The following is a 16,981-nucleotide window of genomic DNA, read 5'->3' as shown; positions in this document are numbered from 1 at the left end:
TTCATCATACCGACTGCAGTTTCGCGACCGCGAGTGCAAGCCATTTGGTACCGTGCCGCTTGAAGGCGACCTGCGCCTTCGCGTCCGTGCCGCCCCCCTCCAGCGCGGTGATCGTGCCCTCACCGAATTTCGCGTGAAACACGCACTGGCCGATCCGGAAGCCACTTTGCGCGGCGCGCTGCTGGTCCGCGAACGCCGGCGCCGGCGCGCCATCGCCAAAGCGCGCATTGCCATGCGGCGCGTCGTCACGCCGGCCGCCGCGGCCGAACCAATCGCGGCCCCATCCAGCGTTGTCGCCGAAACCGGCGCGCTGACCCCAGCGTAAGCCGGGCTCCAGCTTGGGCGTAAGCCACTTCAACACGTCGGCAGGCAATTCGTCGAAGAAACGCGAGCGCACGTTGTAGCGCGTCTGGCCGTGCAGCATCCGGCTTTGGGCGAACGACAGATAGAGCCGCTCCTTGGCGCGCGTGATCGCAACGTACATCAGGCGCCGCTCTTCTTCGAGCCCATCCTGTTCCGCCACGCTGTTCTCATGCGGGAACAAGCCTTCTTCGAGTCCGGTGATGAACACGGCGGCAAACTCGAGCCCCTTAGCGGCATGCACCGTCATCAATTGCACCGCGTGCTCACCGGCCTGCGCCTGATTGTCGCCCGCCTCGAGCGATGCATGCGACAGGAAGCCGGCAAGCGGCGTCATCGAGTCGGGATTCTGCGCCGGTGCGTCGATGCGCAGCGCATCCAGCACGGCCTGCTCCCCATCCTCGTCCGCCCCCCGCAACGCGGCCGCGCGGCTCGCACCCAACGCGAGCGGGATCGAGCGCGCCGGCGTATCCAGGCCATAACCTTCCTCGGACACGAACGCGCTGGCCGCGTTGATCAGTTCCTGCAAGTTCTCGATACGCTCCTGACCTTCACGCTCGTTGGCATAGAATTGCTCCAACCCGCTGAGCCGAATCACCGCCTCGACCGTCGCTGGCAAGCTCATCGCACGGGTCTCGCCACGCATCCGCTCAATCAACGCGAGAAACCCGCCAAGCGCCTGGCCAGCCTTGCCGGTCACGTAGGGAATCGCCTGTGCCATCGAGCAGTTGTATAGCCGTGCGGCATCGGCCAGTTGCTCGAGCGAGCGTGCGCCAATGCCACGGGCTGGAAAATTGACCACCCGAGCGAACGCGGTGTCATCACTCGGATTGTCGATCAGCCGCAGGTACGCAAGCGCATGCTTGACTTCCTGGCGCTCGAAAAAACGCAGTCCGCCGTAGACCCGGTACGCAATCCCGGCGTTGACCAGCGCGTGCTCGACCACACGCGATTGCGCGTTGCTGCGATAAAGCACCGCGATCTCGTCGCGCGACAGACCCGTGTTGATCAGCGCGCGGATTTCCTCGACGATCCAGCCGGCCTCCTGCGAATCGGTCGCCGCCTCATAGACCCGCACCGGCTCGCCGTGGCCGGCATCGGTACGCAGGTTCTTGCCGAGCCGTTTCGAATTGTGCGCAATCAGCGCATTAGCAGCATCGAGAATATTGCCGTGCGAACGATAGTTCTGCTCGAGCTTGATCAGGTGCCGGACGTTAAACTCGCGCTCGAAATCGAGCATGTTGCCCACGTTGGCGCCGCGGAACGCGTAAATCGACTGGTCGTCGTCGCCGACCGCAAATATCGCATTGTGTCCGCCGGCCAGCAGCTTTAACCACGCATACTGCAGCTTGTTGGTATCCTGGAATTCGTCGACTAGCATATGCCGGAAACGGGCCTGGTAATGCGCCCTCAGCGCCGAGTTGCGTTGCAGTAGCTCATGGCAGCGCAGCAACAATTCCGCGAAGTCGACAACGCCCTCGCGCTGGCATTGTTGCTCGTAAGCAGCATACAATTCGACGCACTTGCGATTGAAGTTGTCGCTCGCATCAACCCGCTCGGGCCTCAAGCCTTGCTCCTTCGCGTTGTTGATGAAGTACTGCAGGCTCTTTGCCGGATATTTTTCGTCGTCAACGTTCAGGCCCTTCATCAGCCGCTTGATCGCCGACAACTGGTCTGACGTGTCCAGGATCTGGAAGGCCTGCGGCAATCCAGCATCGCGGTAATGGGCGCGCAGCATGCGGTTGCACAATCCGTGGAACGTGCCGATCCACATGCCGCGCGTATTGATCGGCAGCATCGCGTCCAGGCGGGTCAGCATCTCGCGCGCTGCTTTGTTCGTGAACGTGACGGCCAGGATGCCGGCGGGGCTCGCCTCACCGCGCGAGATCAACCATGCAATGCGGGTAATCAGCACGCGCGTCTTGCCGCTACCCGCGCCGGCAAGAATCAGGGCCGGTTCATTTGGCAGCGTCACCGCTGCATATTGTTCGGGATTCAGGTGGGCAAGCAAATCAGACATGAGCGGCCTTGGTCACAACAAGCTTGCCATTATACGGCCGTGGTCGGCCCAGCACGCGGAGAATGCGCGTGGCATGCCGCCCCACAGCGGCAGGTACCCCGTCGCGCGGCAGCGCAACCGGCGCCCGCGCATCGCCAGCTCCCTTATAATTTACCACGACGATTTATTCGACCGCATTTTCACCGTCTTTCCGGCAGATTTCGACAATGAGCAACAGCGATACCACGCTTGCAAAAAGTTTTGAGCCTTCGACGATCGAGGCGTATTGGGGCCCAGAATGGGAAAAGCGTGGCTACGCGAAGGCAACCCTGGACCCGCAGCGGCCCGACTTCGCCATTCAGCTGCCCCCGCCGAACGTGACCGGCACGCTGCACATGGGCCACGCGTTCAACCAGACCATCATGGATGGATTGGCGCGCTACCATCGGATGCGCGGCGAGAACACATTATGGGTGCCCGGCACGGACCATGCGGGGATCGCCACGCAAATCGTCGTGGAACGCCAACTTGACGCGCAACAGCAATCACGGCACGAACTGGGGCGGGCACGTTTCGTCGAGCGCGTCTGGCAATGGAAACAGGAATCGGGCTCCACGATCACGCGGCAGATCCGGCGGCTCGGCGCGTCGATCGACTGGTCGCGCGAGTATTTCACGATGGATGAGCGCCTGTCCCGCGTCGTCACCGACGTGTTCGTGCGCCTCTACCAGCAAGGGCTGATCTACCGCGGCAAACGGCTCGTGAACTGGGATCCGAAGCTGAGGACCGCGGTATCGGACCTGGAGGTGGTCAGCGAGGAAGAGGACGGCAAGCTGTGGCACATCCGCTATCCGCTCACTGACGGCTCAGGCCACCTGAGCGTGGCGACCACACGGCCCGAAACGATGCTCGGCGACGTCGCGGTCATGGTCCATCCGCAGGACGAGCGTTACGCGGCGCTGGTCGGCAAGACCGTCACGCTGCCGCTGGTCGGACGGGAGATCCCGGTGATCGCGGACGACTACGTGGAACGCGAGTTCGGCACCGGCGTGGTCAAGGTCACGCCAGCGCACGATTTCAACGACTACCAGGTCGGGCAACGCCATGGACTGCCGCAGATCGTCGTGCTCACGCTCGATGCGAAGATCAACGACAACGCACCGGCCGCCTACCGCGGGCTGGACCGTTTCGACGCGCGCGAGCGCATCGTCGCGGACCTGGACGCGCTCGGCCTGCTCGAGTCGGTCAAGCCGCACCGGTTGGTCGTGCCGCGTGGTGATCGCACGCAATCGATCATCGAGCCCATGCTTACCGATCAGTGGTTCGTCGCGATGAGCCGGCCGGCGCCCGAAGGCACGCTGCATCCGGGCAAGTCGATCGCGCAAACGTCGCTGGACGTGGTGCGCCACGGCCAGATCAAGTTCGTGCCGGAGAACTGGACCACCACGTACTACCAGTGGCTGGAGAATATCCAGGACTGGTGCATCTCGCGCCAACTCTGGTGGGGCCACCAGATTCCCGCCTGGTATGCGGACGATGGCCAGGTGTTCGTCGCGCATAGCGAGGCCGACGCCCTGGCACAGGCTCGCGCACAGGGCTATAACGGCGCGCTCAAGCGCGACGAGGACGTGCTCGACACGTGGTTCTCGTCCGCGCTCGTGCCGTTCTCCTCGCTTGGATGGCCACAATCGACGCCGGAACTCGAGCACTTCCTGCCGTCGTCGGTGCTGGTGACGGGCTTCGACATCATCTTTTTCTGGGTTGCCCGAATGGTGATGATGACCACCCATTTCACTGGCAAGGTGCCATTTCACACCGTGTATGTGCACGGCCTGGTGCGCGACGCCGAAGGCCAAAAGATGTCCAAGAGCCGCGGCAACACACTCGATCCGATCGACATCGTCGATGGCATCGACCTGGAGACGCTCGTCGCCAAGCGCGTGACCGGATTGATGAATCCGAAGCAGGCGACATCGATCGAGCAAAAGACGCGCAAGGCGTTTCCGAACGGAATTCCCGCCTACGGCACCGACGCGCTGCGCTTCACGATGGCGTCGATGGCCACGCTCGGGCGCAACGTGAACTTTGATCTGGCGCGCTGCGAAGGCTATCGCAACTTCTGCAACAAGTTGTGGAACGCCACGCGCTTCGTGCTGATGAACTGCGAAGGGCATGATTGCGGTATCGCGCCGTGCCATGACGATTGCGGGCCGCACGGCACACTCGACTTCTCGCCTGCCGACCGGTGGGTCGTGTCGCTGTTGCAACGGGTCGAGGCCGACGTCGAGAAGGGCTTTGCCGATTACCGCTTCGACAACATTGCAAGCGCGATCTACAAGTTCGTCTGGGATGAGTATTGCGACTGGTACGTCGAATTGGCCAAGGTTCAGTTGCAAACCGGCACGCCGGCGCAGCAGCGCAGCACGCGGCGTACGCTGCTTAGGGTGCTCGAGACAATCCTGCGGCTCGCGCACCCGCTGATGCCGTTCATTACCGAGGCGTTGTGGCAGAAAGTCGCGCCGCTGGCAGGTCGGTATCCGGCTGGAACCGCAGCCGGCGACGCCTCCGTGATGATGCAGCCCTATCCGCGCAGCACGCCGTCAAAGATCGACGAGCGGGCGGAACAGTGGGTTGCCGAACTGAAGGCAGTAGTCGATGCATGTCGTAATTTGCGCGGCGAGATGAACCTGTCGCCCGCCACCCGCGTGCCGCTGTTGGCGGCCGGCGATGCCACGCGCCTGCGCGAATTCGCACCCTATGCCCAAGCACTTGCGCGGTTGTCGGAAGTCCAGGTGCTCGCAGACGAAGCCGCACTCGATCAACAGGCGCATGGCGCGCCTGTTGCCCTTGTCGGCTCGAACAAGCTGGTACTGAAGGTCGAGATTGACGTTGCCGCCGAACGTGAACGGCTGACCCGCGAAATCAGCCGCATCGGCGGCGAACTGGCCAAATGCCATGCGAAGCTGCAAAACGAGCGTTTTGTGGCCCGCGCGCCAGCCGCCGTCGTCGACCAGGAGCGCAAAAGGTTGGCAGATTTTGAGTTGATGTTGGCAAAATTGACCGCCCAACTCGGGCGGCTTCCAGCATAAAGCGCAGGGTTATGAGCTATAGCAGGGCAAAAATTTTTGTCGCGCTGTCCAATATCAGGCTAACGTAGTACAACCGGAAACGAACAGGGTCATTGAAGATGCTCAAAGTTACTAAGGCAGTGTTTCCCGTGGCAGGTCTTGGCACGCGGTTCCTTCCGGCCACCAAGGCGAGCCCGAAAGAAATGCTTCCAGTGGTCGACAAGCCGCTGATTCAGTATGCGGTTGAGGAGGCGATTGCCGCAGGGATCACCGAAATGATTTTCGTGACGGGCCGCAGCAAGCGCGCGATCGAAGATCACTTCGACAAATCATATGAGATCGAATCAGAGCTTGAGGCTCGCGGCAAGGACAAGTTGCTCGAGTTGGTGCGCGGGATCAAGCCCAGCCATGTTGACTGCTTCTACGTTCGCCAGCCCGAGGCGCTCGGACTTGGGCATGCAGTGCTGTGCGCGGAAAAGCTCGTCGGCGACAACCCGTTCGCGGTCATCCTCGCCGACGATCTGCTGTACGGTCGCCCGCCCGTGATGCAGCAGATGATCGAGGTGTTCGATCACTACCACAGTTCGGTGATTGGCATCGAGCAAGTGCCGCACGAAGAAACGAAGTCGTACGGCATCGTAGACGGCAAGGAATGGGAAGACAATATCGTCAAGATGTCGGGCATCGTCGAGAAGCCGGCCCCGGAGGTCGCGCCATCCAATTTTGGCGTGGTCGGCCGCTATGTGCTCAAGCCGCGCATCTTCAGTCACTTGCGTGCACTGAAGCCAGGCGCGGGCGGTGAATTGCAATTGACCGACGCGATCCAGTCGCTGCTCGGCGACGAGCAGGTGCTCGCATACAAGTACCACGGCACGCGCTTTGACTGCGGCAGCAAGCTCGGCTACCTGAAGGCAACCGTCGAGTTCGCGCTGCAACACCCGGAGGTTCGCGACGAGTTCGCCGAATACCTGCGTACCCGTTCGCCGGTGCTCGAAGGCTAACGCTACGACACGGCACCGCCGCTCGCGGCGCCGTGTCGCTCAACGCCGATGGATCAGGCGCTCAACGCCGACGCATCAAGAATACGAACGTCTTGTCGGCGTCCGTGCTGGTTTCGACTAGCTCGTTGCCGGTCTGCTTCGCAAACGCAGCGAAATCCCGCTGCGAGCCGGCATCCGTCGCCAGCACTTTCAGGATTTGGCCGCTCTGCATGTCGGCCAGCGCTTTCTTCGCGCGCAAGATCGGCAATGGGCAATTCAGCCCCCGCGCGTCGACTTCCTTGTGGACTTCCATCGAATTCCTACCGTTGACTCAAACGTGATGCGGGTCCGCACCGCCTACGAATTGTAGCGGGAAACGACGCTGGCAGTCTGCATCGCCGGCGTGCTGACCCGGCTATAGCTCGATGACGCCATGCCGCCGCTGCGGCTCGCGCAGCGCTACACCGACAGCCATTGCCGGGCAATCGCCGGCGTCGCCTCGAACGCGCTGCGCTCACCGGTGAAGACGATCTCACCCAAGCCCGACGGGCCGCGTCCCATCACGTAGACGCGGCGCGCTAGCTCCAACGCCATTGCGGCACGCTGCTCGATCAGCACAATCGCAGTGCCGCGCGCGGCCAGTGTCGCCAGTGCAACGCCGAGCTCATCGACAACACGCGGCGCGAGGCCCTCGGTCGGCTCGTCGATGATCAACACACGGGGCTGCGCGGCCCACGCCCGGGCAATGGCCAACATCTGCTGTTCCCCACCGGAGAGCACGCCCGCCTTTACGTCGGCACGGACACGCAAGCGAGGAAACAACTCGTACAGCGGCTCAAACACCGCCGGACCCCGTGCGTGTCGCGGTAGGCCGAGCAGCAAGTTCTGCGCGACGCTCAATGTCGGGAACACATCGCGGGTCTCGGCGACATAGCCGACGCCAGCGCGAGCGATGTCCACGGTGCGCAGCGTGCCGAGCTGCATGCCATCGAGTTCGACCGAGCCGCGCCGCTCAACCAAGCCGACGATGGCCTTGGCCAGCGTCGAACGGCCCACGCCATTGCGGCCGAACAAGGCGACGATCTCTCCGCCGTCCACGTGCATCGATACGTGCTGGATGACCCGCACGCCCTGGTATCCGGCCTCCAGGTGGCGCACGTCAAGCCTCATGGCGCACGCGCGGGGCCTAGGTAAGCATTGCGCACCCTCGGATTGGCGCGGATCTGCGCCGGCGTACCGGTGGCAATGACCACGCCTTCGACCAGTACCGAAATCCGATCTGCAAGCTCGAACACGATGTCCATGTCGTGCTCGATCAGCAGGACCGTGCGCCCCGCCGCCATCGTGCGGATCAATGCAAGCGCCTCGATGGCCTCTGCCCGACTCATGCCGGCGGTCGGCTCGTCCAGCAACAGCAGTCGCGCACCACTGGCCGTGGCCATGGCCAACTCAAGCGCGCGTTGTCGGGCATAGCTCAGTTGCGCGGCACGGGCGCTAGCCTCATCGTCAATGCCCACCACCTGTAGCCAGTCGAGTGCGCGCTTACGCAGACCGCGCCATACAGCAGGCTGCAGCCAGCGATAAAGCGGCGCGCCACGCGGGCAAAGCATCGCACAGCACACATTGTCCAGTACCGACAATTGCGCGAACAAGCTGGGGGTCTGCAAGCCCCGCGCGACGCCGAGGCGGGCGATCCGATGCGCGGCCCACCGCCGAATCGGCCTGTCACCGAGCCGCACGGTGCCTCGATCAAACGGTGTGACGCCACTGAGCACATTGAATACCGTTGACTTGCCTGCGCCATTGGGGCCGATTAACGCGTGAATTTCGCCGGCCCGCACGTGCAATCGCACGCCACGCAGTACGGGTGTCGCACGATAGCTGACATGGACGTCGTCCAGCGTCACATCAAGCGCCGGGCTGCTCGGCGCGTGTCCCGGCCGTACCACCGGCACGGGATCAACGGGTTTCGCTTGTTCCGTCGTACCGGCTGTTCGTGCCTGGGCGCTGACGGCAGCGCCTGCGACGATGACTGGCGCGGTGGCTTCAGATACGGCTGGCCCCATAGTTGCCAAAGAGGCATGGGGCAAAGCCATGGCTGCCGCAGAAGCATGAGTCGAACGCAAGCCCTCGGCAACCCGGCGCGACGAACGCGGCGCCGTGGCACGCAGCGCGAACGACGACACCGCCATCAAGACCACACCGGCCACCGCTATGCCCCACCCATTGACCGCATACCAGCGCAAACGGCTGATATCCGCGCCGGTATCGTCGAATCGCAATGCATAAACCGATTGAATCACAGCGATACTGCCGGCCAGCATGCCGAGCACGGCCAGCACGCGTGCGATGCGTCGCTCGCTGAACCACGGTAGCGCGCATCGCGCACGCCGGCTGCCCACCAGGGATGGCGACACCCGGTGATGCAACCCTGCACCGACCAGCCCTCCGGGCGCGAGCACCACGACAAGCAGAAAAAAGAGGCCAACGTACATCGGCCACGCGCGGGTGAGCGACGCCAAGCCGTTCGCGATCGACACATAGACCACAGCACCTAGCACAGGACCGGCGAACGTGCTGGTGCCGCCGATCACCACGGCGATCAGCGCAGTCGCGCATGTTGCAATGCTCGCATTGTCCGCGGTAGCGATTTCAAAGGTCACCACCGACAGCGCACCGGCGACGCCGGCAAAGAACGCGGCGATGACCGTCATCGCCCATCTCACGCGTGATGGATTCACGCCGACGAATGCCGCCCGTCGCGGATTGTCACGCACCGCGTTGGCCACGTGCGCGAGCGGTGTGCGCAATAACCAGGCGATCAGCATGCACGAGGCCAGTGTGATCGCGACCACCAGGCCGTAGGCCGCGCGCGTCGAGCCGAAATCGATACCGAACCAGCCCGGGACGGCTGCGCGGTCGATCATCACGCCGCCCACGCCGCCAAACCAGTCCGGCACGGTGCTCGCCGCAGTCGCAACCAGTTCGCCCAGTCCCAGCGTCACCATCGCGAAGGTCACGCCGCCCCGGCGCGCACAGAGCCACCCGGCCGGGACGGCAACAAGCGCCGCGCCCACGCCGCCGACCACTGGCAGCCACGGCGCAGACAATGCCCACGCGTTGGCCACGCGCGCCGCCGCCAACGCGCCGATGCCGTAATACATGGCATGGCCAAACGACAGCAGGCCGGTTTGACCGAGCAACAAATCGTACGATAGCGCGAACACGATCAGCACGGCCGCCTGAGACGCGAGCGCCAGCGCCGCGCCGCTCGGCTCGCCATGCGCCAGCGGCAGCAACGGCAGCGCGGCAAGCACGGCCGCCAACATCAGCCCGCCCCACGGCGGCGGCTGCACGGCGCGGTCGATCCGCGCACCATGCGGGGTCTCGCGCTGCGCCATCATGTGTCCGGCTCCGTATGGCCACGCACCAGCCCGCCCGGACGCAACGCCAATACGATGATCAACAACACAAAGGGTGTCACTGGCGCGAGTTGTGCCAATGTGATGCGGCCCCATGCGCCGGTCTCGCCCATCATCGGCACCATCCAATGGAGCAGCGCGCCAAGCCGTATGTCGAGTCCGACAAGCAGCGTCTGCACAATGCCAAACAACAGCGACGCGGCGAATGCGCCAGCCAACGAACCCATTCCACCCGCCACGACGATCGCAAACACGACCGAACCCAACGTTTCGGCCATCGACGTATCCGTAACGAATGCCACGCCGCCGAGCACACCGGCCACCGCGGCAAGCGCCGCGCCGCACGCGAACACCTGGGTATGCACACGAGCGACATCATGGCCCAGCGCCTGCACAGCGTGCGGGTGCGTGCGCGCGGCCGCGATCACTAGGCCAACGCGGGAATACCGCAGTAGCAGCGCACACAGGCCGAGCACGCCAGCGGAGATCACCATCATGAAGGCGCGAAGACGGGAGAATGCCACAGCATGCCAATTCACCAGTGCGCCATCGAGCCACTGCGGCACGACGACGGGCAACGGCGAGCGGCCCCATCCCAATTGCACGAACTCGGCAATCAGATAAGCCAGGCCGAAGGTCGCCAGCAACTGGGCAAGTGGCCCGTGGCGGTGCACGCGGCGCAACACGCCAAGCTCGAAAGCGGCGGCCAGGCCGGCCACCGCGGCCGGCGCGAGGATCAACGCGGCGGCAAAGCCACCGTAGCGCGCGACCGTGTAGCCGATGTAGGCACCGAGCATGTAGAAACTCGCATGCGCAAAGTTCATTACGCCCATCAAGCTGAACACAAGTGTCAGCCCGGCACACAATAGGAACAACAGCAACCCATAGCTCAGGCCATTGAGCAATACGACAACGAACGATTGCATCGTTAAATCCGCGGGCATTCGACGTATCGCATCCGCCGCTCCGCTATCGAACCAGCGGTTCGAGCACCGCGCGCAACGGGTCGGTCAATCAATTCGGCGCGGCAGCGCGGACAATACCGGTAGTCGCTGCCCAGCGCACCTGCGGGTGTCGATCCCATCATCGTTTGAAATGCGCGAAAAAGCCGCCTATTGTATCGGCTTTGAGACGCCGCCTGGCCGCGTCGTGCATCGGGCCTGCGCCAGCGGCCGCGCCGCCTGTTGCTCGTCCACGCGCGAGGCGGGCTCGCGGGGCTTCGGCGAGTCTTGCATGGCTGCCCCGGCGCGTGGAGCATGCATGGATTCGGCAGACGATGAAGTCTGGTCGGGATCGGACAGGAATACGACACCACCGTAGAAAACCCATTAGATGATCCGATCGTAGCAGCGTCGCACTATCTCAAAAAATGAATTATTCTGACCCACTACATCTCCGGGAAAGAACCATGGATCTTGCTGCGTTGTCGATTTTTTGCACTGTCGTTCGCGAAAATGGCATTACGCGCGCCGCGGCGAAGCTGCATCGGGTGCAGTCAAACGTGACGACGCGGATCAAGCAGCTCGAGGGAGCACTCGGCACGCAACTGTTCTTCCGAGAAGGCCGCAAGCTGGTGCTGACGCCGGCGGGCCATACGCTGCTCGACTATGCCGAACGCCTGCTCGCGCTGGCCGATGAAGCACGCGATGCGCTCGCCAACGAGCGTCCTCACGGCAGACTGCGGTTAGGGGCAATGGAAAGCACCGCGGCAACGCGCTTGCCGCAACGACTGGCCGAATATCATAACCAGTGGCCAGACGTGACGCTGGAACTCGCAACGGGTACAACCGGTTGCCTAATCAACCGCTTGCGGGCGTTCGATATCGATGTCGCGCTGATCGCCACACCGGTGGAGGGCCTGTCCCACCTCACCGACATGTTCGAGCTCACGCCCGTGTATCGCGAGGAGCTTGTGCTGATCGCCGCGCGCGATCACCCGCCCATCCGCCAGCCGCGGGACGTGGGCGTTGCCACGCTGGTTGCATTCGAGCCAGGCTGCGCGTATCGCGCGTATGCCGAACGCTGGTACGCGCACGACGCGCTGCGACCTCACCGCGTGCTCGAGCTCGGCTCGTATCATGCGATCGTGGCCTGCGTCGCCGCCGGGGCCGGCATCGCCGTGGCCCCCCGCTCAGTGCTCGAACTGCAGCGTGCGAGCGGACATGAAATGGGTCTATCGATGCACCCATTGCCTGACATCGGCACGATCGATACGCTGCTCGCCTGGCGACGCGGGTACGCGTCATCCGCGGCCCGGGCGCTGCGGCAAATCCTGCTGGCTGACCTTGCCGTGGCCGTCGCGCCACCCCACGCCGCGACGGCCACGGCAACTGCGACGCCATCGCGGCCGCCGCCGTCGCGTCGGCGGCAGCCGCCCGCCGCTCCAATTGCGTCCGCAGGCCGCGCTGCGTGAGCGCCACTGCACCGCGACACGGCGGTTATCCCCGCGGCGTGTTTACAATCGCGCCTGAATCCATTCCTTGACGCCGCAGAGCGCCGCCGGCAGCTTCGACGGATCGGTGCCGCCCGCCTGCGCCATGTCCGTACGGCCGCCACCCTTACCGCCGACCTGCTGCGCAACGAAGTTGACCAGTTCGCCAGCCTTGACCTTTTTGCTCGCGTCGGTCGTCACGCCGGCGATCAGGCTGACCTTGCCACCGTCGACGCTCGCCAGCACGATTGCTGCATGCTTGAGCTTATCCTTCAGCTTGTCCACCGTTTCACGCAGTGTCTTCACATCGGCACCTTCGAGTTGAGCCGCCAACACACGCACGCCCGCCACGTCGAACGCCTGACTCGCCAACTCATCGCCCTGGCTCGACGCGACCTTCGATTTGAGTTGCGCCCGTTCCTTTTCTAGCACCTTGAGCTGGTCTTGCATCTGCGCGATGCGCGGGGCAAGCTCCGCCGGCTGGACCTTCAATGCCGTGGCAGCTCCCGCGAGCATCGCCTCCAGGTTTTGCACATAGCGCAACGCATTGTCACCGGTGATCGCCTCGACACGGCGGATGCCGGCGGCCACCCCCCCTTCGAACACGATCTTGAACAAACCAATGTCGCCGGTGCGCCGCACATGTGTGCCACCGCACAACTCGCGCGAGAAACCCAGGTCGAGCACGCGGACCTCGTCGCCGTACTTTTCGCCGAACAGCGCTATCGCGCCCGACTTGACCGCGTCATCGAATGGCATCACTTGCGCGATACCCGGCGTATTGGCCAGCACTTCGGCATTGACGATCGCCTCGACGCGACGGATCTCGTCATCGCTGAGCGGCGCATGATGCGAGAAATCGAAACGGGTCTTGTCCGGATCGACCAGCGAGCCCTTTTGCTGCACATGCGGGCCCAGCACCTCGCGCAGCGCCTTGTGCATCAAGTGCGTCGCCGAGTGATTGCGCGCGGTGCGCGCGCGCCGCTCGGCATCGACGCGCGCGCTAACGACATCGCCCACCTTCAGCTCGCCCTGCTCGAGGGTACCGTGGTGACCGACCACGCCGGCCTGCACCTTCAACGTGTCAAACACCGCAAAGCGCGCCGTCGCATTGCCGATCGTGCCCTGGTCGCCGACCTGGCCGCCCGACTCCGCATAGAAAGGCGTCTGGTCAAGCACGACCACGCCCTGCTGGCCCACCTGCAGCGACGGCACCGCTAGGCCGTCGACATACACCGCGACGACCTTGGCATCGTCGAACACATGCTTGTCATAGCCGTGGAATGTCGTCTTGCCGCCCGTATAGTCGAGCGTCTGGGCCATCCGGAACTTGCCGGCCGCACGCGCCTGCTCGCGCTGGCGCGCCATCGCTTCATCGAACGCCACCTCATCGACGCCGATGCCCCGCTCGCGGCACACGTCCGCTGTCAAGTCCAGTGGGAAGCCGTACGTATCGTGCAGCTTGAACGCAAGCTCACCGTCGAGCACTTTCGCACCGCGCGCCGCGAGCTCGGACAGCGCGGCGTCCAGGATCGACATCCCGTGCTCGATCGTCTCGAAGAATCGTTCCTCTTCTTGGCGCAGTACGTCGGTCACGCGCTGCTGCGCCGCTGTCAGCTCAGGATAGGCGGCCCCCATCTCGCTGACCAGATCCTCGACTAGCCGATGAAAGAACGGGCTCTTGCGGCCAAGCTTGTAGCCGTGGCGGATCGCACGGCGCACAATGCGGCGCAGCACGTAGCCGCGCCCCTCATTGCCCGGGATCACGCCGTCAACGATCAAGAAGCCGCACGCACGGATATGGTCGGCGATCACCTTCAGCGAGTTGTGCACAAGATCCGACACGTCAGTTTCGCGAGCCGCCGCGGCGATCAACCGTTGGAATAGATCGATCTCGTAGTTGCTGTGCACGTGCTGCAACACCGCGGCGAGCCGCTCCAGGCCCATGCCGGTATCGACGCACTGCTTGGGCAACGGCGTCAGGTTGCCTTGTGCATCGCGGTTGAACTGCATGAACACAAGGTTCCAGATCTCGATGAAGCGGTCGCCATCCTCGTCGGCCGATCCGGGCGGCCCGCCCCACACCTGCGGGCCATGATCATAAAAAATCTCCGAGCACGGGCCACAGGGACCGGTATCGGCCATTTGCCAGAAATTGTCCGAAGCATAACGAGCGCCCTTGTTGTCGCCGATGCGGATGATCCGCTCGAGCGGCACGCCGATTTCGTTGGCCCAGATGTTGTACGCCTCGTCGTCCTCGTGATAGACGGTCACGATCAGCTTCTCGGGCGGCAGTTGATAGACGCGTATGAGCAATTCCCACGCATAGTGGATCGCGTCGCGCTTGAAATAGTCGCCGAACGAAAAGTTGCCCAGCATCTCGAAGAACGTATGGTGCCGGGCGGTATAGCCGACGTTCTCCAGATCGTTGTGCTTACCGCCGGCCCGCACGCTGCGTTGCGCGGTCGTGGCCCGCGAGTACGGCCGCGTGTCGGCGCCCAGAAACACGTCCTTGAACTGCACCATGCCGGAGTTGGTGAACAGCAGCGTCGGATCGTTGGCGGGCACGAGGCTTGACGAGCGAACAATCGTATGGCCCTTCGATTCGAAGAACCTCAGGAACTTCTCGCGGATTTCAGCGGCTTTCATAGCGTGCTTCAAGTGGTCTGTCGCTGGCGCGCCAGCGCATCAGGTGAATCCGGACACGGGCGCATGCGTTTAAACGATTGATTATACGGGATGGGCACAGCGTCCCGCCCCCGTATAATCGCTGCAACCGTCGCACTTGCAAGGAGACATGTTCGGTTTATGGGAGCCTTGACTTACCTGCGCGCTCTGGACCTGACGCGCGTTGCGCTGGAGCGTGCCGGCGTGCCATACGGGCCGATCAACGACCTTCAACAAGTATTCGACGATCCGCCAGTCATCACACGAGGATTACGCGTCGGCTTGCCGCACCCGAGCGACGGTACCGCGATGCGGGGCTTGCCGCACCCAAGCGACGGTACCACGATGCGGGTGGCCAACCCGGTAAAGATGAGCGCGACACCGCCGCAAGCCCGCCTCGCGCCGCTGACCCTCGGCCAGCATACCGATGAAGTGTTAGCCGAATGGCTCGGCGACAATGCGGCCACGCTCGCCGCATTACGCGAGCAACGGGTCATCTAACATGGAGCGTGCACCTAACGCATGGTTCAAGCTGTGGACCGACCTGCGGCACGACCTGCCGCTGTTCGGCGCGCTAGGCCTGGCCGCCGCGCTCACGCTGCAGTGGTGCGGGCGCCCGTACGCAATCGATAAGCTTGCATTGCCGGTATCGTTGCTCTACCTTGCCTTTGCCGCGATGGCGCTTGCCTGCACGCTCCAGTGTGGCGGCGCGCTCGTGTTCGCGTTCATGCCGCACGGCGCCGCGCGGCGGCTCGACGCCGCGCAGCACCACCTGGAGCGCCGCATGTCGGCATTCTCATCGAGCGCCGGCTCGCTGTTGTTCGGCTTCGCGCTTGGGCGAGCACTGTTTCACGATACCTTTGGCGCGCTGCAGTCGTCGAGTTGCGCCGTGCTCGCGATCGCGCTCGCCGAAATAGGCGCGAACGCCACGCGCTGCCGTCGCGAGGGCTTTGCCAGGCTTTATCCGTTGACGTTGCTGATCGTGCTCAAGCTGTAGTTCGTGCTAGCGCCCGCGCCCCGCTCGTACCGAGCGGCGCGGCGGCGCATCGGACAGCCGCCCGACCGGATCACCCTCGCGACGCCGCGCTTGCGGGGGTCCGCCACCGGCTCAGGCGTGTCACCGTTGATCTTCACGAGTTGGACGTCGCCGTTGAACGCCTGCCCTTCCAGCGTATAGCCGAGCGCCTGGAGTGGCTGCGCGAGCGCACCCTCGATTGGCCGATACGGCTCCCAGAAAATCGTGTTTGGCGGCAGCAACTGATGATGAAAGCGCATCACGGCAATGGCCTCCTATCGACTACCGAGTAGTGCGTAGTCTCGGCGCGTTCGTTCGCCGTGACGCGGCTCACGCGTTGCGCAGTGACCATGCCCAGGCCTGCCTGCACGCTACGGGTGTCCGACGGCACTTTCGGGTCGACCTCGGTCGCCCGCCTGGTCAGGTACGACTCGTCGATCAACTGCGCGACTGGCACCTTGTAGTATTCCGGATCACCCAGGTATTGTGCGCGTTCGGCAAACACGCGCTTTTCGATCTCCGCGATTAGGTGGATGTATCACTCAGTATCACGCATCAATGGCCTGCACCGACCAGGCCGCCAGCGGCCGCACCCAACACCGTGCCCAACGGCCCGCCAGTCAACACGTAACCGAGCGCGCCCCCGGCCGCCGCACCCACCGCCGCGTGTTTTTCCGAGCGCGACAACGACCCGCATGCAGACAATGCCGGAACGAGCGATACCAGGACCACCACCTTTGCGAGCGTCGATGCCTTAGCGTTCATTTCTTCTCCTTATGACCAGATCCGCGCGCATACGCGTGCGCAGGGAGCCTAAGAGACCAAGGCGCGGGGTGGCAAACGGTTTTACGCGCTGTTACAGGTGTTGCAGCCGCGGCAGCCTCCCGACGTGATCGCGCGGCACGGGCCGCGCGATCACGTCGGGTAAAATGCATTGTCGTGAACATCGTCCGGCCCGGGCACGGGCCGGCCCACCCTGCCCGCTCATGAATATCGAACGCAACGACGCAAGATCGGGTGCCCAGCCCGACCCCCACCC

At 63.8% G+C, this 16,981-nt stretch carries 12 protein-coding genes and 1 pseudogene; 5 read left to right on the top strand and 8 right to left on the bottom strand.

The annotated features are described in order from the left end of the window. Positions 1-4: 4 nt before the first annotated feature. On the bottom strand, positions 5-2,380 hold the full coding sequence (locus tag KQH60_RS04230; RefSeq protein WP_237575329.1) for a UvrD-helicase domain-containing protein: 2,376 nt from the start codon (positions 2,378-2,380) through the stop codon (positions 5-7). Positions 2,381-2,586: 206 nt separating this feature from the next. Here KQH60_RS04230 and KQH60_RS04225 point away from each other — a divergent pair, with 206 nt between their 5' ends. After that, a complete protein-coding gene (locus tag KQH60_RS04225) occupies positions 2,587-5,448 on the top strand; it encodes a valine--tRNA ligase (RefSeq protein ID WP_237575328.1) in 2,862 nt (953 codons plus the stop codon). Between the two features lie 98 nt (positions 5,449-5,546). Next, positions 5,547-6,428, top strand: a complete 882-nt coding sequence (gene galU / locus KQH60_RS04220) for a UTP--glucose-1-phosphate uridylyltransferase GalU (protein WP_237575327.1) — start codon at positions 5,547-5,549, stop codon at positions 6,426-6,428. A 61-nt stretch (positions 6,429-6,489) separates the two neighbouring features. Here the strand turns inward: galU and KQH60_RS04215 are convergent, their stop codons facing one another. The 4 genes from KQH60_RS04215 to KQH60_RS04200 all read right to left on the bottom strand — a co-directional run bounded on the left by KQH60_RS04215 (position 6,490) and on the right by KQH60_RS04200 (position 10,755). Then, a complete protein-coding gene (locus KQH60_RS04215) occupies positions 6,490-6,720 on the bottom strand; it encodes a sulfurtransferase TusA family protein (protein WP_237575326.1) in 231 nt (76 codons plus the stop codon). A gap of 146 nt (positions 6,721-6,866) precedes the next feature. Further along, positions 6,867-7,577, bottom strand: coding sequence for an ABC transporter ATP-binding protein (locus KQH60_RS04210; RefSeq protein WP_237575325.1), 711 nt, complete (start codon positions 7,575-7,577; stop codon positions 6,867-6,869). After that, entirely contained in the window at positions 7,574-9,811 is a 2,238-nt protein-coding gene (locus KQH60_RS04205) for an ATP-binding cassette domain-containing protein (protein WP_237575324.1), read from the bottom strand. The genes KQH60_RS04210 and KQH60_RS04205 overlap by 4 nt, the downstream gene beginning before the upstream one ends. Continuing rightward, a complete protein-coding gene (locus KQH60_RS04200) occupies positions 9,808-10,755 on the bottom strand; it encodes a branched-chain amino acid ABC transporter permease (protein WP_237575323.1) in 948 nt (315 codons plus the stop codon). Before KQH60_RS04200 ends, KQH60_RS04205 begins: the two co-directional genes overlap by 4 nt. Positions 10,756-11,237: 482 nt before the next feature. Between KQH60_RS04200 and KQH60_RS04195 the strand changes: the two genes are divergently transcribed. Next, entirely contained in the window at positions 11,238-12,242 is a 1,005-nt protein-coding gene (locus KQH60_RS04195) for a LysR substrate-binding domain-containing protein (RefSeq protein ID WP_237575322.1), read from the top strand. A 42-nt stretch (positions 12,243-12,284) separates the two neighbouring features. Here KQH60_RS04195 and alaS read toward each other — a convergent pair whose 3' ends face one another. After that, positions 12,285-14,909: an alanine--tRNA ligase gene (gene alaS / locus KQH60_RS04190; protein ID WP_237575321.1), complete on the bottom strand. Its 2,625-nt coding sequence runs from the start codon at positions 14,907-14,909 to the stop codon at positions 12,285-12,287. A gap of 159 nt (positions 14,910-15,068) precedes the next feature. Here alaS and KQH60_RS04185 point away from each other — a divergent pair, with 159 nt between their 5' ends. Next, a complete protein-coding gene (locus tag KQH60_RS04185; RefSeq protein WP_237575320.1) occupies positions 15,069-15,428 on the top strand; it encodes a CoA transferase in 360 nt (119 codons plus the stop codon). A 1-nt stretch (position 15,429) separates the two neighbouring features. Then, the gene (locus KQH60_RS04180) at positions 15,430-15,924 is read left to right on the top strand and encodes a hypothetical protein (protein WP_237575319.1); all 495 of its coding nucleotides are present in this window, start codon (positions 15,430-15,432) and stop codon (positions 15,922-15,924) included. A gap of 65 nt (positions 15,925-15,989) precedes the next feature. Here the strand turns inward: KQH60_RS04180 and KQH60_RS04175 are convergent. Together KQH60_RS04175 and KQH60_RS04170 are read right to left on the bottom strand one after the other, a co-directional pair. Then, a pseudogene (locus KQH60_RS04175) lies at positions 15,990-16,480 on the bottom strand (gamma-glutamyltransferase); the annotation flags it as partial. A gap of 17 nt (positions 16,481-16,497) precedes the next feature. Next, the gene (locus KQH60_RS04170; protein WP_237575318.1) at positions 16,498-16,707 is read right to left on the bottom strand and encodes an ornithine carbamoyltransferase; all 210 of its coding nucleotides are present in this window, start codon (positions 16,705-16,707) and stop codon (positions 16,498-16,500) included. Positions 16,708-16,981: the final 274 nt, after the last annotated feature.

It is taken from the genome of Mycetohabitans sp. B8 (genome assembly GCF_021991875.1).
Classification (GTDB): domain Bacteria; phylum Pseudomonadota; class Gammaproteobacteria; order Burkholderiales; family Burkholderiaceae; genus Mycetohabitans.
This window is presented reverse-complemented; position numbering and strand designations above follow the sequence as displayed.

What these genes read in the sequence shown, in the direction of transcription:
- KQH60_RS04230 (WP_237575329.1), bottom strand. Translation starts at nt 2,380, where the DNA reads ATGTCTGATTTGCTTGCCCACCTGAATCCCGAACAATATGCAGCGGTG.
- KQH60_RS04225 (WP_237575328.1), top strand. Translation starts at nt 2,587, where the DNA reads ATGAGCAACAGCGATACCACGCTTGCAAAAAGTTTTGAGCCTTCGACG.
- galU (WP_237575327.1), top strand. Translation starts at nt 5,547, where the DNA reads ATGCTCAAAGTTACTAAGGCAGTGTTTCCCGTGGCAGGTCTTGGCACG.
- KQH60_RS04215 (WP_237575326.1), bottom strand. Translation starts at nt 6,720, where the DNA reads ATGGAAGTCCACAAGGAAGTCGACGCGCGGGGGCTGAATTGCCCATTG.
- KQH60_RS04210 (WP_237575325.1), bottom strand. Translation starts at nt 7,577, where the DNA reads ATGAGGCTTGACGTGCGCCACCTGGAGGCCGGATACCAGGGCGTGCGG.
- KQH60_RS04205 (WP_237575324.1), bottom strand. Translation starts at nt 9,811, where the DNA reads ATGATGGCGCAGCGCGAGACCCCGCATGGTGCGCGGATCGACCGCGCC.
- KQH60_RS04200 (WP_237575323.1), bottom strand. Translation starts at nt 10,755, where the DNA reads ATGCAATCGTTCGTTGTCGTATTGCTCAATGGCCTGAGCTATGGGTTG.
- KQH60_RS04195 (WP_237575322.1), top strand. Translation starts at nt 11,238, where the DNA reads ATGGATCTTGCTGCGTTGTCGATTTTTTGCACTGTCGTTCGCGAAAAT.
- alaS (WP_237575321.1), bottom strand. Translation starts at nt 14,909, where the DNA reads ATGAAAGCCGCTGAAATCCGCGAGAAGTTCCTGAGGTTCTTCGAATCG.
- KQH60_RS04185 (WP_237575320.1), top strand. Translation starts at nt 15,069, where the DNA reads ATGGGAGCCTTGACTTACCTGCGCGCTCTGGACCTGACGCGCGTTGCG.
- KQH60_RS04180 (WP_237575319.1), top strand. Translation starts at nt 15,430, where the DNA reads ATGGAGCGTGCACCTAACGCATGGTTCAAGCTGTGGACCGACCTGCGG.
- KQH60_RS04170 (WP_237575318.1), bottom strand. Translation starts at nt 16,707, where the DNA reads ATGAACGCTAAGGCATCGACGCTCGCAAAGGTGGTGGTCCTGGTATCG.